The following is a 21,295-nucleotide window of genomic DNA, read 5'->3' on the forward strand; positions in this document are numbered from 1 at the left end:
TCTATGTCCATACCACTGGATTCTCCTCTTTGAGCCATGGTTTGGTCGAACTCGGTCCCCGAATCATTTTTAGGGTCCTCTGCGTACCATGTTTCAGTATCAGGTTCTATACCAAATGCTCCCTGTCTTACTTCTAATCTATCTCCCAGATTATTAGGGTCATATTCAGCTGATGCAGTGGCATTATTGGTCTGGTTAAATGCCCAGCTATCATTCCACTCTCCATCAGTTTTGTTACCATCTACGTTTATTGCTGATACCGATGAAGCTAATAATAGCATCACGAATAAAGCGATAACAATACAATAACCTGTCTTTATGTAATTTTTCATTCCTATACCCCCTCCTTAAATACTTTAGAACTTTATTTATATGAGTATCTAGATACAAATAACAGTAGAACAGATGAGAATATATTATGTTAGGAAATTATAATCCTAAAGTCATTACCTAATGACCATTACTAATTCTAGTTACATTTGAAAATGATATCAAAAATATCAATATCATAAGCTATTTTAAACATCCTGTCAATTAAAAATCATGATTATTGGTGTACTGGGTCCTGCTGGGTCATACTCTGAAAAAGCAGCAAAAAAATGGTCAAAAAAACTAAAATGTTTAGAAACCCCATTATTTCAGTATTATGAAGATATAACTGATACTTTTTCAGCAATTGTGGACAAAACAATTGATTTTGGTGTTGTTCCGGTAGAAAATTCTATCGAAGGATCTGTTGGTATTACACTTGATCAGTTATTTGAAAATGAAGTTACAATAACGGGTGAAATAGTTGTTCCGATTGAACACTGTCTTTTATCCAAGGGAACACTTTCAGATATAAAAATAATATTATCACATCCGCAGGCACTTGCACAGTGTCGGAATTTTTTAAAAACTCATTTTAAGAATACAGAACTTCGAACAACCGGAAGCACATCACATGCTGCAAAACTTGCAACCGAATTTGAAGAAATGGCAGCAATCGCATCACGTAGCTCTGCAGAAATGTATGGGTTGAATATATTAATATCCAGTATACAGGACCAGAATGAAAATTATACCCGTTTTCTTGTCATAACATCAAAGGATGGTTATTCCAATTCCCTGTTAATTCCATCAGAACATCTATATAAAACATCTATCATAGTTTATCTGGATAAAAACTGTCCTGGTGCTCTGTATGAAATCCTTGAAGAATTTGCTAAAAGGAGAATTAATTTAACAAAAATTGAATCCCGACCTTCTAAAAAAGCACTCGGTGATTATTTGTTCTATATAGACTTTGAAGGTAATATCCAAGACGAGATTATAAAAGATGCACTAAATAAACTGAAAACAAAGGTAAAAATGTTAAAAATTCTTGGGTCATATCCAGAAGATAATTATAATCATTAAGCTCCAGAAACATCTGAATATATAAAGGAGTTATCTATGGTCAAGGATGATTTGAATATTGAAAATTTTGTCAAAAAACATGAATCAAATTTAAAATGGTTCAGACGTATCTATAAATTACTGGATTTTTTAGCTATCTCCGTTTTTTTGTATATTATATTTGCGATATTCAACATGGACACGATCTTTTCCAGTATCAAAAGCTTTGAACTCTACACCGGCAGACAATACCAGTTTATTGGTTTTTCTGTATTATATGAAACAATTGTATTGGTCATTATTTCTGCAGTTCTAGCATTAATAATCACATTAACCATACACCGCTACAGTGACAAGACAGGTGCCATACAGATAATAGAATCAAAATATCCAGAGCTGCGTGAACGCCTCAAAACAGCCTATGATAATCGTAATACCCGTAATATAATTGTAAACGACCTGATAAATTCAGTTCTTGAATCCGCTAAAAAAGTAAGCTCTTCAGACTTGTTGAACAAAAAAAAGGTCGCTTCAGGGATTTTAGCAGTTTTAGTTGCCTTGTCCATGCTTTCTATCATTGCAATCTATGACTACGATACAGATATCAAACCTGTGGATATCGGCAAAGACATCTTTGCACCTGAAGATGGTGACGATCCAGATGACTTGCCAATTACTGATAATAGGGAAGACGACGATAATAACAGGAAAAATGAACTCCAGGGAGAAACTTCAATAGTTGAGGTTGAAGGCGAAAAGAAAGATTTTAAGTTTCCATCCAGTTCCGCTCCTGGTTTTAACCCTTCAGGAGATGATAATGAAGACACTGAACCTTTTGAACCCTCATCTGCTAATGAGAGAGATGTTATATCATCCAAAGCATATTACGAGAATTTACCTGAAGGACATCAGGATGTCATCAAACGATATTTTGAAGAAATGGCAAAAAAATAATTAATAAAGAAAATAATTTTTATCAAATCTAATTATATGGAGATTATCAGATGTGCCCCACTGCATCTAATGAAAATAATTTGGCCCAAACATACCAGAACGTAGGAGAAACCTTTAAAAACTTTTTTGATGAAATAAGCAAGGTTATCGTAGGTCAACGAAATACTGTAGAACAAATTGTTATTGCTATACTTTGCGATGGCCATGCACTGGTGGAAAGCAATCCAGGACTTGGAAAAACTCTCACCATTTCTACAATTGCAAAGGCTATGGAACTGGATTTTAGCAGAATACAGTGTACACCAGACCTTATGCCTGCTGACATAACCGGTACCCATATTATAGAAGAAAGAGACGGGAAAAAAATGTTTAAGTTTGAACAAGGACCGGTTTTTGCAAATATTGTTCTTGCGGATGAGATAAATCGTGCATCACCAAAAACTCAATCCGCTCTTCTTGAATCCATGCAGGAAAAACAGGTTACTGTAGGAAATGATACATACATGCTGGACAGACCGTTTTTTGTACTTGCAACCCAGAACCCCATAGAAATGGAAGGTACATATCCATTGCCTGAAGCCCAGCTGGACAGATTCATGCTCAAAATACTGGTTGATTATCCCACATTAGAAGATGAACTCAATATTGTCAACAGATATACTACTGCAGATACTCCCTATGTAGACAAGGTTATTGACAAAAATACTCTATTAGGACTACAAAAACTGACACGTGACGTTCCCATCTCAGATGAGTTAAAAAACAGGGTTATAAAAATTGTGATGACTACCCGGCAATGGAGTGACCATATTGAGTACGGCGCATCCCCTAGGGCATCCATAGGTCTGATACTGGTATCAAAAGCTCGCGCCCTGATTCATGGGCGAAATTATGTTAGTGATGAGGATATAGAAACTATGGCATATCCAATCCTAAGGCACCGAATCGTTCTTACATTCGAGTCGGAAAGACGTGGAATATCTAAGGACCAGGTTATAAAGAAAATACTGGAAAATGTGAAATAATACCACATATCCATAAATAAAAGACAAGATATTGAAATGAATGGAAAGAAACATTCAATAGACATCGATTTTTTCAGGCAGCTTGATCGGTTTACCTTCATGGTCAGAAAGAGGGTATCAACAGCTTACGCTGGAAACCGTCGTTCTATACACAGCGGACGCGGTATTGACACTGCTGGCTACAGGCAGTATTACCACGGAGATGAAATCAGGTCCATCGACTGGAATGTTTATGCCAGAACAGAGAAACTTTATGTACGACAATATGAAGAAGAAAAATCACTTACCACACATATACTTCTTGATTCCAGCAAAAGTATGGATTATTCCGGTGATGACGGAGTTACAAAATTTGAATACGGTGCGATGATTGCAGCTGGTTTTGCATATCTTGTTACAAAGGACAATGACAAATTCGCGATATCTACTTTTTCTGAAAATGTAGATATATCGAAACCCAAAAGAGGAAGAGAATATCTGATTCGTACCATCGACCATTTGAGTGAAATTGAACTTGAAGGCCAAACATCAATAAAGGAAAGCATGATTCAGTATACTCCTGCTATACGGTCCCGTTCACTTGTAATAATTATATCGGATTTCCTTGATAATCTAGAATCTATCGAATCTGCAGTATATCGATTTTCAAATCATGACCTCATACTGGTGCAGGTGCTTGATAAAACCGAAATTGATATACCCGTACACGGGAACAGCAAATTAATAGATTTGGAAACTGTGTCAGAATTAAAAACCTATATCAGTGAAAACTTTAAAAAAGAATACAAGGAACAACTTGAATATCATATCAACAATATCCGGGAAATATGTGACCATGCAGATGCTGATTTTTATACGTTCAACACCGATGTGCCGATTTTTGATGCTTTCTTCTATACAATAAGCAGGAGGCGTTGGTAATTCCGTTTGATAATTTACTTGCTCTTATATCACTGCTCAGCATTATTCCTTTAATCATATTATATCTTCTAAGACCAAAACCAAGGATAGCAAGAATACCGTCCCTGATGTTTTTGATGAAGGTTGAAAAAGAAAAAAAGAAGATATATTCATCCATCACAAGAATCATAAAAGATCCATTGTTTTTGATTCAACTCTTTGTCCTGATATTCCTCTCTGTTGCATCTGCAGGACCCTTTTATACTTCTGAAGAACCATTGAGCGATGAACATACCGTAATTGTTATCGATTCATCTGCAAGCATGCAGACTGAGGGGAGATTCAATGATGCCATACAAGAAGCGAAAAATTATGTAAGTCAGGAAAACACCGTGATTCTTGCTGAAAGTGTACCTGTCACTGCTCTGGAAAATGCCGGTGCATCAGATACCAGAAACCTACTTGATAAACTCGATTCGAAGGGTACTGTTGCAGACCTCTCAGGCGCCATTTCCAGTGGAATGAGGGCACTGTCCAATCAAGGCGGGAGAATTATTGTTGTTTCGGATTTTACACACTGGCAGGGACAGGACCCGGTGGCAGCGAAAAAACTTGCTGAATCTCATGGACATAATGTAGATTTTGTAAGTGTTGGAGAACCTGCTGACAACGTGGGTATAATTTATGGTGATGTGGATATAGAAGATAATTCTTATTCCTACAATTGTATTGTTAAAAACTACAATGATGTTTCAAGAAATGTTGATATTTCAGTCAAAAACGAAAATGGTGAAGTTATAAGAAGCATGGAATTTGATATAAAAGCAGGTTCTACAAAACAGTTTAAAGTAAGCAATCTTTCACGGGGCATTACACGAATCCAGATTGAAAATCAGGACAGTTTAATGGTAGATAATACTGCCTACGTTTCGATTCCGGAATTTTCAGAAAATGAGGTATTATTGGTATCAGATGGCGATAATATACCATCAGAAACCGCCCTATCATTGATTCCAAATATTAGAACATCAGTTTCTGAAAATATTCCATCCCAACTGAAAAACTACGATGTGGTGGTAGTTGCAAACAAAAACCAATCGCTTAATGATAACGAAATTTCAAATCTTGAGGATTATATAAACAACGGTGGAGATGCTGTATTTATTGCTGGTAAATCACTGGCACCAGAAAACGCAAAAATAGAACTTTTACAGCTTCTACCTGTGAAAACCCTCGGGATTAATGATACCTCTGATGATATCACGTTAAAAGATGTACAATCAACCCAGCTTACTGATGACCTGAAATTAAATGAAATTGCGGTACATAAATACTTGAACGCAACCCCAAGGAGTGATTCCACAACTCTTATAGATACTAGAAGTGATACCCAAAAGCATAACAATATACCAATGCTTACATACTGGTCAGCAGGTAAAGGAACGGTTGTATACCTGGGACTTAATGACAAACTTGGTGAAGATGCTTGGAGCAATTTCCACAACCTTCCTGAATATCCTGTATTCTGGGTGAAATTGATCGGATGGCTTGGCGGAACAGGTGATGTTTCAGATTACAATCTTGAAACCGGTGCCATGACATCACTGTCACAGAGACAGAGTATACAAACTCCTACCGGTAATCAGACTACAAGCCGTGTATTGTATGATGATGTTGGTATCTACAAGGTGGCTGGCAAGGATATAGCTGTCAACCTTTTTGATGATAAAGAATCAGATACAACAATTGATGGTTCAGATGTAATCGAGCGTGCTGCCACTGAAGGCGAACCAAATATAGTAAGGTCTGAAACCTATACTGCAGAGAATGACTTGGATATTTATCTTATTATAATTGCACTGTTGTTGATAATATTTGAAATATATATTATTAGAAAACGTGGTGAACTCTGATGGTATTTTCATATCTACCTCTGTCCTTTGAACACCCAGAAATCATCCTTCTGATTATACCTTTAATAATTGTAGCTTTGTATCTGTTTTATAGAGGAACCAGTACTAGAATATTAGAATCCAGAGTAATAATCATTTCCCTGCTAATCCTTGCACTGGCTTCACCCTATATCATGGTCAGCGAAACCAAAACAGATGTTAATCCAAATCTTGTTGTCATATCAGATGAAACGTCCAGTATGCAGCTGTTTGAAGATAACATAGGAACCAGAATCTATGAATCAATGGCATCCAAAACACCAGCCACTCTGGTACAGCTAAGCGGCGAAAAAACAAATCTGGGAGATGCGATAATAGAAAATTCCGGTGGAGACAACCAGATTGTACTTGTGACTGACGGGAATAACAACCACGGCGAGGGTCTGGAAGATGCCCTGGAATTTGCAGAAAACACCGGTACAAAGGTCTACGCTGTTGAGCCAGAGCTTGAGACAAACGATCTCAGTGTGCAGATTAAAGGAGACAAAACAGTTGTTGAAGGTAATGAAAACCAGTTTGAAGTTATTGTATCGCAGGCAAAGGATGAAACCATAAGCTACAACCTTGAAGTATATGCAAATGGTTCTCTGATACGAAGCGGTACATTTACCCAATCAGGACATGAAAAAAGTATAGATGTAAAACATACCTTCGAATCACTGGGTGCCAGTGACATAAGGGCTAAAATCGCACCTGTTGGCGAAGACATTGACACCATCAACAACGAATTTCACAAATCCGTCTATGTCATTCCAAAACCTAAAATACAGTTAACTGCCAATAACATTGATTCTCCACTTTCCAGGATTTTGCACGACCTGTATGATGTGACAACCAGTCAAGACTTTTCAAATATTGACAACAAAAAGGCAGTAATTCTTGATAACCAGCATATAAATAAACTTTCACAGAACGAAGTAGAAAACCTCAAAGAATATGTTACAGATGGAAACGGGCTTGTAGTTGTGGGTGGTGACCGTTCCTACAACTTTGGAGGATACCTAAACTCGTCTTTTGAAGAACTTCTACCTATAAATTCAAAACCAACAAAATGGACAGGTGGGAGGAATGTTGTATTAGTACTGTATGTATCCCAGAGTACTGCCGCTCATGATACACAGAGTGATATACTCGGGAATGCGATTAACCTAATTCAGAATGAAAATCTCAGAGATGCTAATCTTGGTGTAATTGCTTTTGGTACAAAAGGTGAAGATGTATCCAATGGTCTTGTGTATCTGGGTATACCGTCAAACCGTGAACGTCTGGAAAATAAAATACGAGACCTTAAAACTGAAACCGACACATCATTAAACCTTGGATTAAATGTTGCTCAGAATTGGTTACAAGATGAAACTGGGATGTTAGATGTTATTGTTATATCAGATGGTGCTATTGGTTCAGCCCACCAAGACAGTCTTGATATTGCAAAAGATATGAAAAGTAAAGGTGTAAATTTTTATTTTATAAATATTGAACCAAGTGACCCATCGATAGAAGGACGTTACGATAATAGAGGAAACCTTTATGCAAAGAGGTTTATAGAAGAAATAGAAGAGTCAACTGATACGTATTTCCAGATTCAACGTGGTCAACGAGCCAACCTCGTTTTTGATGATACCGATACAACAGACGATGAAGATATATCAGACGCTGCACCATTCTCTGTAATTGAATATAACTCCAACCATTTTATAACTAGAAATATCAATACCACAGGTAATGTTTCCGGGTACAATGATGTAACACCAAAAGCGGGCGCTCAAAGACTTGTAACCACCACAAACGGAAAACCTATTGTTACAACATGGAGATTTGGACTTGGCAGAGTTGTATCCTATACCACTGACAATGGTTACGGAAATGGAAACCGTTGGGCTTCACAGATGTATACCGGGGACAACTCCAAACTCACGTCCGGAATGGTAAACTGGGCTATCGGAAATCCAAGGGCAGAAGAAGGTATTGTGCTGGAAGCTCCTGATGGATGGTCTGGCACACCAATAAAACTCAAATTAACCAGATATGATGAAGGCGGATTGCCGTCATTACAACTGGATGACAGGGATGAACCGATTGAACTTTCTGCAACCGGTGAAAATACATATGAAGGAACAATTACAATTGATAATATAGGAATACATGACATATCTGGTTACCCTGTGGCAGTAAATTATGCCCAGGAATATCGTGATGTCGGATTTAATGAAGACCTGCCTTCACTAATCAAATCCCACGGCGGAAAAATGTATACCGAGCAGGAAGCACGCGCACTACTCCTTGAAGATGCAAGAGAAAGTGCCACTAAAACTGTACAGACTCCGTTTGACCTGAAAATGTATTTCATTCTCACAGCACTGGGTCTGTTCCTGTTGGAGATAATAATCCGAAGAGTTAGAGAGATTCAGGAATACAAAAATACTGAAAACGAATAATAGTAAAGAGTAAGTTAATCAAGTAATTTTTACTTTTATTTTATTTAAGAGAAAAGTAGTGACGAGCGGGTTGGGGAGTGGGGTTTGTTGTGGGGTAGTGTGGTAAAAAAGTAGTTTCCTGCTCGTATCTACTCCTAACAAAGTGTTCAAGATATAAGTAGTTAACCCCAAGAATTATAAAATAGGATAGATTCTCAAAATTACATAAATAAATGAACTTTTAAATTCCAAAATATAATATTTATGTTAAGATAATTTATAAATAGAAAAAGGAAAAGCGTGTAAAATAACACGCATATTACTGGTTAAATATTTATTTTTGCTGTCTTCTCATGAACAATACAAGTGCAATTCCAAGTATACCAACTAAAAGCACTGGATTTGCTGTTGGTACTCCTGCCCAATGGTCATGTTTTTGTGGTTCAGAGGGAACTGTGTCTTCATAGCAGGTTCCACCTACTGACCATCTATCCCAACCTATAGGAAAATGCTGTTGGTCAGAACCACCTGTGTAATCAGTGTCTGCTTCTACATTCATTGCCCATCCGAATTTGCCACCAGTTTCTCCAAGTGCAGATTTGGGTACTGTTATTTCGAATTGTTTTCCATCAGTAGATTTTTCTACGTTCATATTATCTGGAACACTCATAGCTGTACTCCATCCACTATCATATTCTTTATAATGCGCCTGTGTTCCTGGACTCCAACCAACCAAGAACGATTCTCCTGTACTATTGTTACATATTACAAGCTGTGCTCCAGATTCTGTAAGGTCATCTCCAACATCACTTATATTTATGGTCCATTTGACATTATCATCAGCACTTTCCATAGTCATATCAATGTCAAAATTATACATGGTTGAAGGGTCTACTAATTCAAATTCCTCTTCAGTCCATGAATCGGCTGAAGCACTTCCAACCATTGCAAACATCACAAATATCGATGCAAATATCATTATTCTTGTCAATTTACTTTTTATCATTTTCCTATACCCCCGGTATATTTGTGATAATTGGTTAAATTGCACTTATATGCAATCTAAACAACTTTAGATTCGAATAAGACATGACCAAATAAAAATAATTGCGAAACATTGTTCCAAAAAATAGTTGCTGTTGTTAATCAGTATATTTTGCCTGATTTGTGAGTGCATAAATCATTTATTCAAATTTCTGTTTTATATCCACCCATTATACGAATAAAAAGAGGGATTAATGAATACGAAATTTTTTTAAATTTGATAAAAATACACAATTTGATCTAGTTAATTCAATTTCAAAAAAATATCCACTGTCAAGTAAATAGATAAACCAATGAAAAGTTAAAAGAAATGATAAAACAGAAATTACTTACTTTTTTATCATTTTAACAATCTCCCGCCCGAATGCATAGAGGTCATTCGGATTTCTTGAAGTTATTAGATTCCCGTCCACAACAACTTCATTATCCTCGTAATCGGCACCAGCTACTTTCAAATCATCTCTTACACCTATATAGCATGTAGCTTTGCGCCCTTTTGCTACACCTGCTGATATAAGAACCTGTACCCCATGACATATCGCAGCTACAGGTTTGTTCCTGTCAAAGAAATGTTTTGTTATCTCAAGTGCCTTTTCATCAAGCCTAACCTTTTCTGGTGCTTTACCTCCAGATATAACCAATATATCGTAATCTTCAGGATTAACGTCATTAAAGGTCAGGTCCACATTTGCAGGATAACCATGCTTGCCGGTTATAATTCCTTTTTCCATCGATGCTATCTTTACATCAACCCCTGCTTCCTTGAAACGGTTGAGAGGGTAGAAGAGCTCAAGATCTTCAAAATTATCTGCACTAAGTATTAACGCTTTCAAAATCCAAACCCCTTTGTAACCTTACAGTATCTGGTTATTGCTGATTGATTATATATTTAACCTTTGATTGGGGTTAAATCAATCGACATAAGAAAGAAAAAAACTGAGGGTATAGTAATTATCGCAATCATTCCCCACTAACTGGTAAAAGACATTATTCAATTATTCACATGTATCCAGTAAATGTCTTCTGTAATTACCCCTTTCATCACCAACATGAATAGGTTCAACATATACTTCTTTTCTTTTTTTCTTGCCCTTAGTTTCATTTTTTTCATCTTGTGGTTGGTCTTCTGGCATTGTATTAACACCTCTTTAAATGATATGTAATGATTTGCATTAAAGATTACCCTGTTTTAAGAGAGTTAGATAAACGGAACGATATAATTTGAGGTGACGTAAAATATCAAGTCTCCATAAACTACAGCTGTCAAAAAACCAGCAGTTATAGGTATCATAAACGGCAATCCGGGCGTCACCCAGATTTGTTCGTTAATGAGGTTTTTTTCAGCATAATTTTTCAGTTCTCCTATTGTATCAGAATCTACCTTTTTTCCACCTCTTGAAAATTTAGTTTTGATGCTGTTCTTGGATTCTTCATATTTTTCCAGTAGTCGAATATGGCCTGGTTGAAGGTCATACACTGATGTTTTGTATCCCAGAAACATATACCACGGTTTATTCAGTATCTCCATGGGTTCTTTTATAAGATTGTAGATAAACAATCCAATCGGAACAATAACAGTAAGGATTACTGCGTTTCCAAATACACTGAATGCGAACAAATCTACTGGAGGGATTGACTGCAGAGGTAGTGTATAACCAAGTATATCAATCACAGGAAATGCAGGCATTATGACAGATATAACCATCATCAATTTTGCATCTGCACCACCAAAAGCGTTCAGAAAAAAAAGGATGTACACGAATACAAAAATAAAAACAAACGAAAATCCCAGATGTACAATATGCGATAACCCATTGGAAACAATATCGTATATTATAAAAAACGAACCTGGTGCAAGCATTAACGACCAGAGTTTGTTGGGAACTCTTCGTGTTTTCAGGTCAGAATAGCACGAATAAAACAGAAACGGCATAAAAAAAAGAACTTTTAACATACCTATCATTTTATTGTTTCTCCCATTTGTTGAGTTGTGCTACCTCAGATAATGTTCTGCCTCTTTTAACTTCCTCATAGAGGCGCTGTTCACCCTTTTCTACTTCTTTTGCTCTGCGGGCGATTTCATAGGCATGCTCTTTTGGAACAACAACTACTCCATTGTTATCTCCTATTATATAATCCCCAGATTTTACTGTCTGGTTTCCGCAGATGATTTCAGAATTAATTTCACCAAATCCTTTAGGGTCTCCTGCGTTTGGTACTGTATTACTTGCAAAAATCGGTAAACCTATATTTGTTATATCATCCACATCCCTTACAGCACCATCAACGACAACTCCTGCAACACCTTTGTTCAAACAGCTGAATGTAGCCAGACCACCCCAGCAGGCTATATGTTTGCTGCCGTTATAAATTACAATCACATCACCAGGTTTTGCAGTATCGATTGACTGGACCGGTTTTGCCCAGTCACCTTCAAATGTCTGTACAGTTACTGCTCTCCCAACCATTTTCGTATCCCTGACAAGAGGTCTGATGTTTTGCATCGCACCTTTGCGATGCATGGCATCAGATATATTCGGTGTTGAAGTAGTCATAAAAAGTTCGTAGATTTCATCATCAAGCGACTGTTTGAGAAAACCTGATTTTGAAGGAGACTCCACACTGCTGCGTATTTTTTTTGCCGCTTCAGTAACATTATCGGAACGGGTTATGTTCCCGCCAACAATTACTATATCTGCACCGGCATCCACGATTTCTGAAACGGTTTTTTCATCAAGTCCACCTGCAACTGCTACCGGGATATTTACCGCACCAATAATATCGTTAAGGAGCTGTACCGGGTTATATCCAAGCATTTGCTGGTCGATACCAACATGGACATTGATATAATCGATACCCATTTCCTCAAGATGTTTTGCCTGTTCAACCGGGTTATCAACAGACATCAAATCAGCCATCAGTTTTACACCATACCGGTGTGCAGAGCGCACAGAGTCGTTTATTGTAGATTCGTCTGAATTCCCCAGAATCATCACTACGTCTGCACCGGATTTTGCCGCCATTTCTACTTCCATTGACCCGGTATCTATTGTTTTCATATCTGCAAGTATTGTATAATCCGGAAACTCTTTTCTGACTCTGCGGATTGCAGACATCCCTTCACTTTTAATAAGAGGCGTCCCTACCTCTATCCAGTCTATACCACCTTCCACTGCCTCTTTTGCAATCTGTATTGCCCGGTCGGTTTCCAGTAAATCAAGCGCTACCTGCACAATCGGTTTGATACAATCACCTATGATGTAGTTATTATATTTGTATAGTAAATTAATTTCCTATAAATTTAATCACAATCATTTCAAATCAGCAAAAAATATATTCCATGTAGTTGTCTTGGATGACAGATGAGATTCAAAGACCTTGATATAATCTCAATGAAAGACTTTTCACGGGATATGATAGACCATATCCTTGATACTGCAGAAAAACTTGAACCCATCGCAAATGGTGAGGATAAATCCGGCATATTAAACGGAAAGATTCTGTCACTACTCTTTTTCGAACCCAGTACACGGACACGCATGTCCTTTGAAACCGCTATAAAAAGACTTGGTGGAGACGTGCTGAGTCTGGGTGCAGTTGATGCGAGTTCTATTATAAAAGGTGAAAATCTAACTGACACCATACATGTGATTGAGGGTTATGCTGATGCAATCATCCTGAGACATCCAAAAGAAGGGTCTGCTAAAATGGCATCAGAAATATCATCCATACCTGTGATAAATGCAGGTGATGGTGCAGGACATCATCCTACCCAGACATTTCTGGATTTATATACCATGCGAAGAGAAAGCCGACTGGATGGTGTCAAAGTTGCCATTACCGGTGACCTCAAATACGGACGCACGGTGCATTCCCTTTGTTATGCACTGTCTCTGTACAATGCTGATATAACACTGGTTTCTCCGAAAGAACTGAGAATGCCCCGCGAAATCATACGAGACCTCAAAAACCGTGGTATAGAAGTAAAGCAAACCGATTCGATTGAAGAGGCTATTCAGAACGTAGATGTGCTCTATGTCACAAGGATTCAAAAGGAGCGTTTTCCAGACCCTGCTGAATACCAGAGAGTATCAACCAGTTTACAGATTACCGCCGAACTCCTTAAAAATGCAAATCCGGAACTCAAAATCATGCATCCACTGCCCAGAGTAAATGAAATTGACCCTGATGTGGATTTTACACCTCATGCGTGTTATTTCAGACAATCGTTTTATGGAGTACCTATCAGGATGGCTCTGCTGTCACTTATAATGGGGACTGTGGAATGACAACCGAAAACAGAAAAGAAAATCACGAAATTCGAGTCCGTCCGATTGAAAACGGTACCGTTATAGACCATATCACCGCAGGTCAAGCATTAAATGTCCTTAAAATAATCGGTAAACCCGGTACATCTGAAGGCATAATGAGTGTGCTTGTAAATGCACCTAGCTCACACGGGAAAAAAGATGTAATTAAAATCGAAGGTCGCGAGATTAATGCACAGGAATTTGATAAAATTGCCCTGATTGCACCTAATGCTACTATCAATATTATACGCAATTTCAAAGTGGCAAGTAAAAAACAGGTACAGATTCCCGAACATATAGAAGGAATTGTCAGGTGTGTAAACCCCAACTGTATCACTAACAGCAACGAGCCCATAAAATCAAAATTCACTGTGAACACGGATAACAAAGATATATTTCTCAGATGTGACTACTGTGAAAGAATCATATCTGAAAATATTGCAGACAATCTACTTTAAAAAGTTAAAAAAGAAAATTAAAACCCAAGTACATCTTCCATTGTGTAGATACCGGGTTTTGCCCCTGAAACCCATTGAGCGGCTTTTATTGCTCCGCCTGCAAATGCCTGTCGTGAGCCTGCCTGGTGTTTCAATTCCATCCGTTCACCTTCCCCTGCAAAAATAACTGTATGTTCACCTACTATATCTCCTCCGCGAATGGCATGTATCCCTATCTCATCACCACGGGGTGCATGACCCTGGCGTCCGTATACATATTTTTTACCACCCAAGGTTTCAATTATGACATCTGCTGCTTTCAGTGCAGTCCCGCTTGGTGCATCTTTTTTGTTGTTATGATGTGCTTCAAGGATTTCAATATCATAATCAGAAAGATACCGTGACATTTCCTTTATCATTTTGAAAAATACATTCACACCAACTGAATAATTGGGTGCTATAACTGCGGAGACATTGTTTTTTTTAATAAACTGTTCGATAGAATTTCTCTGGTCTTCAGTAAACCCGGTGGTACCAATCACCAGATTAACACCGCGTTCAGATGCAGCTATTACATTCTGAACTGTAGCATTGGGTGCTGTAAAATCAATCAGAACCTCGGTATTTGTTTCAGCCAGTACATCCCCCATATTTTCAGGGTCTGAAATTGGTACATCAACCGTTCCTACTCCTGATGATTCTCCTGCATCATTACCGATATTGAATATATCAAAAGCAGCTGACAACTCGAAATTATTTGAATTGGCGATGTTATCAATCAACATTTTGCCCATTCGACCATAGGCACCTGATACTGCTGCTCTGGTCATTAAATACACCCCAGTTTTTTGAGAGCATCATTTAATACATGTTCATTATCATAACTAAGCTGTGCAAGTGGTAATCGAAGGTGTCCACCGGCAAGTCCTATCAGTTCAGCTGCACGTTTAACCGGTATCGGGTTCGTTTCTGTGAACAGTGCACGGATAAGCGGAGCTATTTCATAATGAACCTGTCTCGCAGTTTTAATATCATTATTAAGTGCAGCATCAACAAGTTTTACCATTTTATCAGGCACAATATTGGCTGAAACCGAAATAACACCCTCACCACCGATGGACAGTATCGGAAGTGTTAGTGGGTCTTCACCAGAAATAACAGTAAAATCTTCATCAGCAGTATACTCAATCATTTGTGACATTTTGGATAGGTCGCCACATGCATCTTTTATTGCCACAATATTATCCAACTTTGAAAGTTCCTGTATCACTTCAAGCGGCATATCCTGTCCTGTTCTTGACGGTACATTGTACAGGATAAGCGGTATTTCCACATTTTCTGCTATTGTTTTAAAATGATTTATAAGACCGTTATTGTTAGGTTTGTTGTAATATGGAGATATTAAAAGTGCACCGTCTGCTCCCGCATCCTCTGCAAACCTGGTAAGTTCCAGTGCTTCTGCTGTATTGTTGGAGCCTGTACCTGCTACAACCGGTACATTTGCACAGTCAACTGCAATATTTATCAATTCTTTATGCTCTGATGTTGACAGTGTCGCGGACTCACCTGTAGTACCACAGGCAACGATACCTGACACGCCTCCTTTTTCAACAAAACTGATGTTGTCCTTAAATCCCTGTTTATTAATGGAATCGTCATCATTAAAAGGAGTTATAAGAGCCGGCATGACACCTTCGAACATAGTATCACTGCCATTGGTTATTCAGCAATAGTAGTTTTGAGTGACATGCGCCGGGTGACATAACCCGCCACACGGTTTCTGATGACCTTGCTTTTAATTGTACTGTATTTAGTTACAAGGTGTTTGTTTTTTTCAAAGTCTTTTGTGAAATATTTTTTGTAGTCATTAATCAATCTTTCTGATATGTTTTTTATATTAGTCTGTCTTATATTTCCCATTTAATCTCTCCTTGCTGTTTAATGATGTATTTTTACAGATTTTTTGGATCTAGCCGTAATGGTAACCATTATTTGCATTTATACCTTTTGGATAGAACTGAATCATTGATTGTTGATGTCGGTTTTTCCCAGAAACCTGTCTAGTGTACCTGCGTTCTGGAATACCTTCTCCCTTACACCCTTGCGGTTTATGAAAAGACCTATTAGAACAAGTAAAAGACCTATATTTGGATTGGTCAATGTTAAAATTGCTCCAAAAAGTGTTGCAAACATTGCTGCAATACCTTTTATAGCTCCTTTCCTGTACGATTGATATCTTGTCCGTCTATAAATACGGATATCACGCATTGTAAGGAAAAGAACTACTATGTAGGCGGTCATAGCTATTATCAGGGACATCATCTATTATTTACCTCTGATTTTGTATCGTTGGAACTAGCACAATATGGGATTTAAATATTTTTGTTTTATAGTATGATAAAAATTATCTATCAACGATTTTAATTGTCAGATGATGAATCTGTCAGAAGGTATCAAATTCCACGTGGACATGGACAGTTTCTACTCTTCTGTAGAAGTCAGAGAGAATCCAGAACTTAAAGGATACCCGGTAATTGTTGGTTCTGACCCGAAAGATGGAACTGGTAGAGGTGTAGTCAGCACATGTTCGTATGAGGCAAGGGAATATGGGGTTGGTTCAGCAATGCCTATATCGAAAGCCTATAGACTCTGTCCACATGCAGTATTCCTTCCTGTAAATATGAAACTTTATAAACAGGTATCGTCCAAAGTAATGGAAATTATTAAAAAATTCACTGGTAAATTTGAACAGGTAAGTGTAGATGAAGCATATCTAGACCCTGGTGATTCTGTTAAAAATTACGATGAAGCCGTCCTAAGTGCGCAATGGATTAAAAACGAAATTTATCAGCAGGAAAAACTCACCTGTTCAATTGGAATCGCCCCGAACAAAGCAATCGCAAAAATAGCATCCGATTTCAACAAACCTGATGGTTTGACCGTTGTAAGACCCGATGAAGTTGAACAGTTTCTGTCACCACTTCCAGTGTCCAAGATACCGGGTATCGGAAGAAAAACAAATGAAACACTGGATAAACTGGGTATACAAACAATCGGTGACCTGAAAAATTTTGATGTCCAGATTTTGATAGGTAAATTCGGAAAATCCGGGCTCCGGATGTACCAGCTTGCAAAAGGCATCGACCATAGAGAGGTTGAAGAACAAAACGAAGTCAAATCCATAAGCAAAGAAGATACTTTTGATGAGGATATTGCAGACCCTATACTTGCAGAGGAAATAATTGATATCCTCAGCGAAGAAGTCCATTCTTCCCTGACAAAAAAGAAGTATCTTTTCAAGACAGTAACATTAAAGGTCCGGCTGGATGATTTTACTACCTTTACCCGATCAAAAACTTTTGTCTCCTACAGGTCAGAAGCCGATGTTATAAAAAAGGGATGCAAAGAATTGATGAATCAGTTTATAAGAAACAACGGCAACTGCAAATTCCGATTACTTGGTGTTGAAGTATCAAAACTTTTCAAAATGAAAGACGGACAGACCACGCTTACTGATTTTTTATAACATGGTTACATTGTAATTGTACCGGTTTCCAGAAATCCCATTAGATAGAGAACCATTATCAAAAATGGCTGGTGGACAAGATAAATAAATAGAGAATATCTTCCCATCAAGCAGAATATATTTACCGGGATAAACCGGGATAAATCCGCAAGGTTAAATTGTCGAGTATATCCCGGGTACAGCATATTTCCTGCAAAAACCCCAATAAGAACCACGCCAAACCAGGGTAAAATCGGGAAATAATCAAAGGTATAAAAATTTTCAGGAATAAATCCAAGCCACAACAGCCACGGAAAATCAATATTAAAGTTTTGTAAATACAAACCTAGACATATGAATATTATTCCCATTAATAGATTGATTGATTTGAAACGTAGAAACGGGTAAGCCAGAATAATTGAAACTCCTATAAAATGGAGAATTCCAAAAACAATTACCCCTTCACCGATAAATGTCAATGTAAGAAGTGTTAAAAGCAGCCCCCACCCGAATATTCTCAACCCCCTTTTGATGTATTTGGGGTATAAATTTTGACCCGGAGAAGAATATTTCTTTGTTCTTGATATGCTGAGAGTTAATGATATCCCCACTAGCAAAATAAATATAATCGCCGCACTTCTACCCAGATACAGAAAAACGCCGGAATGCAGGCTGAAATTATAACCGCCAAAATAATCAAGGTCATAGAGTAGATGGAAAACAATCATTAGTACGATAGCGATTCCGCGCAGAAAATCAAGCTCCCAGAATCGTCCAGATGGTCTGTCATACATTTCGTTTTCCATTAACAAAACCTGAATTTTTTAAGATGGTTCCTTTGAAGAAAAACATACCTATATCAGTACCAATAAGATGCCAGAGAGATATCAATGGATTATTTTTTCTTTTTATCAAACACTGATGGAAGATGAAGCGCATATGTCCCATTTTCTTTTATAGCCATGATAATTTCCTTGCGCTCCATTATGGAACTGAGATTTAATTCATAGGAACCTGGTCCCAGTATCCTGACAGATTCCACTCTGTCTCCATCCTCCATCCAACTTGATTTCTGTATTTTACTGGTTGTAGTACCCAAAACTTCGTTTACCTCTCTGACAAACTTATCATTTGTTGATGATTCTGATGTTTTATTGTCCTCAGCAGATTTCTTCTTTTCAGCTGGTGCAGTATCTACTTGCTGCTCACCTTTTACATAAAGGAATTTGTTCCACCCACAGTTGGGACAGCCGTTCAGTATAACCGAATTCCCATCTTCAAAAACCTGTTCGCATCTGGTACATTTATGAGGCATCCATTCACCTATTTTACCTATGGATAGATACATATATTTAAATATTGGTCATTTCTCCAGATATTTATCAACCAATGGTTCAAGTTTGCGTTTTGTATCATAGGGTATCATACTCTGATTTGTGATTATGGCACCTTCAAGAGCATCCTTGCACACACAATTTCTGTCAAGCGGTATTTTTTCAATTGCATCTCTTACAATATCCTTTACAGCATTCACATTTCTTCTGGTATTCTCAACTACAGTACCAACATCCACATCCTGTTCTTTCCAGACATCATAATCAGTGACAGTAGCAATCATTGTGTAGCAGATTTCAGCTTCTCTTGCAAGTTTGACCTCAGGTAATGCCGTCATACCTATAACATCAAAACCGAGTGATTGGTAAACACTGGATTCTGCACGGGTGGAAAATTGAGGCCCTTCTATACAGACATAAGTACCACTGCCATAAACATTATATCCCTTTGAACGTGCTATATCGGTTATGGTTTTTGAGAGCTCAGGACAGAAGGGGTCAGCAAATCCTGCATGTACAACAATTCCTTCTTCAAAGAATGTGCTGGCTCTTGATTTTGTTCTATCGTATATCTGATCAGGAACCACAAGATCCAGTGGCGCTATTGCATTTTTTAAACTGCCTACTGCAGATGCTGAAATAATACGTTTTACTCCCAGCTTTTTCAGTGCAAATATATTGGCCCTGGAATTCAACTGTGTAGGAGATATCCTATGTCCTGCATCATGGCGCGGCAGAAAACAGACTGTTCTGTCACCATGTTCACCCATGGTTATTTTATCGGATGGTTTGCCAAATGGTGTGTCAATATCAATTTGCCTTACATTATCAAACCAGCCTACATCATATATACCACTACCGCCGATAATTGCTATGTCAGCACTTTCGTTCATATATACACCTCAACTTTATCCTCTAAGTTTCCATACTGTTTTACCTTTAGCCTGCATGGATGTTACTCTACCCAGACGTTCCATCTCATCCATTATCTCTTTTAAACGATCCGGCTGTGCGATTTCAAAGGATATAGGTTCAATCGAATAATATTTGTAGAGACCGCTTTTTAAGGACTTGATATCCCATAATTGCTCATCTTCATCTTTCATAAGGGTAGAAACAATATTAATCATATCTTCCATGAAATTCCAGGGGAACACAATCCATGCCCAATCATCGATATATTCACTCCAGTAATCCGGTTCCATATGGGATGTATACAGATACTGGAGAGTAGCGGTTTTTACATCATTTGGATTCTGTTCCAGGACATGTTCTTTTGCATGTATCATACTTTCTCCAGTATCAATAATGTCATCAACAATTAAAACATTTTTACCTTTAACAGCATCTGATGATATAGGGTACTTTATCTGGGCTCCTCCACCAGATACTGCTGCTGTACCTGTGTAATGTTCTACTTTCAGGCTCGTAAGGTCATCAAGTCCCAGAAAATCACACATTACACGCCCGGCAAACCAGCCGCCTCTGGCAAGGGCAATGATAATATCGGGTTGAAAATTTGAATTCTTCACTTCATTGGACACATCTCTACATAGATTGTAGATATAATCCCAATTTGTTATAACACATTTGAATTTGTCATTCGATGTCACATAAAATCTCCTTTCATTTTTAATAGGTAATGAACAATTTGCTGATTTCTCACAAATACTGGTTTTTATATTTTCATCAACATATTTTATATTTATTTCTTTATTTTGCTGGTGAAAATTTAAATCAAATAATATTTAACCACTATATAATAATTCCAGACTGTGTAACTCGGTAATCAGTGCAGACGTAAGTTTTATAAATCAAGAACCCATTGTGAGGGTCTGCTTACTCACTCACAAACAAAAAGGAAGCGGGGTGGGGTAGCCAGGAGATCCCGACGGGCTCATAACCCGTAGACCGGTGGTTCGAATCCATCCCCCGCTACTCATTTACTTCTTTTAACTAATTTTTAAATCATTAGATAGTTTGTTTTTCAAAAGATTAATAAAACCGTACCATTTTAAGTGTAATTATAAAGAAAAAGAAAAT

General features: G+C 37.7%; 23 protein-coding genes and 1 tRNA gene. 10 read left to right on the forward strand and 14 right to left on the reverse strand.

Going from position 1 to position 21,295, the window contains the following annotated elements:
* Positions 1 to 332, reverse strand: a 332-nt coding sequence (locus ACLFMM_RS02240; protein ID WP_410807089.1) for a hypothetical protein, incomplete at its 3' end; no start/stop codon positions are given.
* Positions 333 to 543: 211 nt separating this feature from the next.
* Between ACLFMM_RS02240 and pheA the strand changes: the two genes are divergently transcribed.
* Genes pheA through ACLFMM_RS02270 form a run of 6 tightly spaced genes read left to right on the forward strand, consistent with a single transcriptional unit; the run spans position 544 to position 8,643 of the window.
* Complete coding sequence (gene pheA / locus ACLFMM_RS02245; protein WP_410807090.1) at positions 544 to 1,398, forward strand: prephenate dehydratase; 855 nt, start codon at positions 544 to 546, stop codon at positions 1,396 to 1,398.
* Positions 1,399 to 1,434: 36 nt separating this feature from the next.
* The gene (locus tag ACLFMM_RS02250; RefSeq protein WP_410807091.1) at positions 1,435 to 2,331 is read left to right on the forward strand and encodes a hypothetical protein; all 897 of its coding nucleotides are present in this window, start codon (positions 1,435 to 1,437) and stop codon (positions 2,329 to 2,331) included.
* Between the two features lie 50 nt (positions 2,332 to 2,381).
* Positions 2,382 to 3,356, forward strand: coding sequence for an AAA family ATPase (locus tag ACLFMM_RS02255; protein WP_410807092.1), 975 nt, complete (start codon positions 2,382 to 2,384; stop codon positions 3,354 to 3,356).
* A 36-nt stretch (positions 3,357 to 3,392) separates the two neighbouring features.
* Positions 3,393 to 4,277: a DUF58 domain-containing protein gene (locus ACLFMM_RS02260; protein ID WP_410807093.1), complete on the forward strand. Its 885-nt coding sequence runs from the start codon at positions 3,393 to 3,395 to the stop codon at positions 4,275 to 4,277.
* A complete protein-coding gene (locus tag ACLFMM_RS02265; RefSeq protein WP_410807094.1) occupies positions 4,271 to 6,169 on the forward strand; it encodes a BatA domain-containing protein in 1,899 nt (632 codons plus the stop codon). The genes ACLFMM_RS02260 and ACLFMM_RS02265 overlap by 7 nt, the downstream gene beginning before the upstream one ends.
* Positions 6,169 to 8,643 (forward strand): hypothetical protein, encoded by a 2,475-nt coding sequence (locus tag ACLFMM_RS02270; protein ID WP_410807095.1) that lies wholly within the window; start codon positions 6,169 to 6,171, stop codon positions 8,641 to 8,643. The genes ACLFMM_RS02265 and ACLFMM_RS02270 overlap by 1 nt, the downstream gene beginning before the upstream one ends.
* A 313-nt stretch (positions 8,644 to 8,956) precedes the next feature.
* Here the strand turns inward: ACLFMM_RS02270 and ACLFMM_RS02275 are convergent, their stop codons facing one another.
* The 5 genes from ACLFMM_RS02275 to hxlA all read right to left on the reverse strand — a co-directional run bounded on the left by ACLFMM_RS02275 (position 8,957) and on the right by hxlA (position 12,899).
* The gene (locus ACLFMM_RS02275) at positions 8,957 to 9,628 is read right to left on the reverse strand and encodes a VPXXXP-CTERM sorting domain-containing protein (protein ID WP_410807096.1); all 672 of its coding nucleotides are present in this window, start codon (positions 9,626 to 9,628) and stop codon (positions 8,957 to 8,959) included.
* Between the two features lie 367 nt (positions 9,629 to 9,995).
* On the reverse strand, positions 9,996 to 10,499 hold the full coding sequence (locus ACLFMM_RS02280) for a type 1 glutamine amidotransferase domain-containing protein (RefSeq protein ID WP_410807097.1): 504 nt from the start codon (positions 10,497 to 10,499) through the stop codon (positions 9,996 to 9,998).
* A gap of 162 nt (positions 10,500 to 10,661) precedes the next feature.
* A complete protein-coding gene (locus ACLFMM_RS02285; RefSeq protein WP_410807098.1) occupies positions 10,662 to 10,799 on the reverse strand; it encodes a hypothetical protein in 138 nt (45 codons plus the stop codon).
* A gap of 65 nt (positions 10,800 to 10,864) precedes the next feature.
* Complete coding sequence (locus ACLFMM_RS02290; protein ID WP_410807099.1) at positions 10,865 to 11,629, reverse strand: A24 family peptidase C-terminal domain-containing protein; 765 nt, start codon at positions 11,627 to 11,629, stop codon at positions 10,865 to 10,867.
* A gap of 1 nt (position 11,630) precedes the next feature.
* Positions 11,631 to 12,899 (reverse strand): 3-hexulose-6-phosphate synthase, encoded by a 1,269-nt coding sequence (gene hxlA, locus ACLFMM_RS02295; protein WP_410807100.1) that lies wholly within the window; start codon positions 12,897 to 12,899, stop codon positions 11,631 to 11,633.
* Positions 12,900 to 13,028: 129 nt separating this feature from the next.
* Between hxlA and pyrB the strand changes: the two genes are divergently transcribed.
* Both pyrB and pyrI read left to right on the forward strand, forming a co-directional pair.
* Positions 13,029 to 13,955: an aspartate carbamoyltransferase gene (gene pyrB / locus ACLFMM_RS02300; protein WP_410807101.1), complete on the forward strand. Its 927-nt coding sequence runs from the start codon at positions 13,029 to 13,031 to the stop codon at positions 13,953 to 13,955.
* Positions 13,952 to 14,434: an aspartate carbamoyltransferase regulatory subunit gene (pyrI, locus tag ACLFMM_RS02305; protein ID WP_410807102.1), complete on the forward strand. Its 483-nt coding sequence runs from the start codon at positions 13,952 to 13,954 to the stop codon at positions 14,432 to 14,434. Before pyrB ends, pyrI begins: the two co-directional genes overlap by 4 nt.
* A gap of 17 nt (positions 14,435 to 14,451) precedes the next feature.
* Here pyrI and dapB read toward each other — a convergent pair whose 3' ends face one another.
* The 4 genes from dapB to ACLFMM_RS02325 form a co-directional block, all read right to left on the reverse strand.
* The gene (gene dapB / locus ACLFMM_RS02310) at positions 14,452 to 15,243 is read right to left on the reverse strand and encodes a 4-hydroxy-tetrahydrodipicolinate reductase (protein ID WP_410807103.1); all 792 of its coding nucleotides are present in this window, start codon (positions 15,241 to 15,243) and stop codon (positions 14,452 to 14,454) included.
* Positions 15,243 to 16,115: a 4-hydroxy-tetrahydrodipicolinate synthase gene (dapA, locus tag ACLFMM_RS02315; RefSeq protein ID WP_410807104.1), complete on the reverse strand. Its 873-nt coding sequence runs from the start codon at positions 16,113 to 16,115 to the stop codon at positions 15,243 to 15,245. Before dapA ends, dapB begins: the two co-directional genes overlap by 1 nt.
* A gap of 17 nt (positions 16,116 to 16,132) precedes the next feature.
* Positions 16,133 to 16,333, reverse strand: coding sequence for a 30S ribosomal protein S17e (locus ACLFMM_RS02320; RefSeq protein WP_410807105.1), 201 nt, complete (start codon positions 16,331 to 16,333; stop codon positions 16,133 to 16,135).
* Between the two features lie 102 nt (positions 16,334 to 16,435).
* Complete coding sequence (locus ACLFMM_RS02325; protein WP_410807121.1) at positions 16,436 to 16,732, reverse strand: hypothetical protein; 297 nt, start codon at positions 16,730 to 16,732, stop codon at positions 16,436 to 16,438.
* A gap of 112 nt (positions 16,733 to 16,844) precedes the next feature.
* On the opposite strand from ACLFMM_RS02325, the gene dinB reads away from it, so the two are divergent.
* Complete coding sequence (gene dinB, locus ACLFMM_RS02330) at positions 16,845 to 17,939, forward strand: DNA polymerase IV (RefSeq protein ID WP_410807106.1); 1,095 nt, start codon at positions 16,845 to 16,847, stop codon at positions 17,937 to 17,939.
* A 5-nt stretch (positions 17,940 to 17,944) separates the two neighbouring features.
* On the opposite strand, the gene ACLFMM_RS02335 is transcribed toward dinB, so the two are convergent.
* The 4 genes from ACLFMM_RS02335 to ACLFMM_RS02350 form a co-directional block, all read right to left on the reverse strand.
* Positions 17,945 to 18,724 (reverse strand): heparan-alpha-glucosaminide N-acetyltransferase, encoded by a 780-nt coding sequence (locus ACLFMM_RS02335; RefSeq protein WP_410807107.1) that lies wholly within the window; start codon positions 18,722 to 18,724, stop codon positions 17,945 to 17,947.
* 89 nt (positions 18,725 to 18,813) lie between these two features.
* Positions 18,814 to 19,233, reverse strand: a complete 420-nt coding sequence (locus tag ACLFMM_RS02340) for a Zn-ribbon domain-containing protein (RefSeq protein ID WP_410807122.1) — start codon at positions 19,231 to 19,233, stop codon at positions 18,814 to 18,816.
* 48 nt (positions 19,234 to 19,281) lie between these two features.
* Positions 19,282 to 20,145 carry an S-methyl-5'-thioadenosine phosphorylase gene (gene mtnP / locus ACLFMM_RS02345; protein WP_410807108.1) on the reverse strand — a complete coding sequence of 288 codons (864 nt, stop codon included), beginning with the start codon at positions 20,143 to 20,145 and terminating at the stop codon, positions 19,282 to 19,284.
* A 15-nt stretch (positions 20,146 to 20,160) separates the two neighbouring features.
* On the reverse strand, positions 20,161 to 20,865 hold the full coding sequence (locus tag ACLFMM_RS02350) for a phosphoribosyltransferase (RefSeq protein ID WP_410807109.1): 705 nt from the start codon (positions 20,863 to 20,865) through the stop codon (positions 20,161 to 20,163).
* 250 nt (positions 20,866 to 21,115) lie between these two features.
* On the opposite strand from ACLFMM_RS02350, the gene ACLFMM_RS02355 reads away from it, so the two are divergent.
* Positions 21,116 to 21,190 (forward strand) — tRNA-Met (locus tag ACLFMM_RS02355).
* Positions 21,191 to 21,295 lie beyond the last annotated feature (105 nt).

It is taken from the genome of Methanohalobium sp. (assembly GCF_046546175.1).
Classification (GTDB): domain Archaea; phylum Halobacteriota; class Methanosarcinia; order Methanosarcinales; family Methanosarcinaceae; genus Methanohalobium.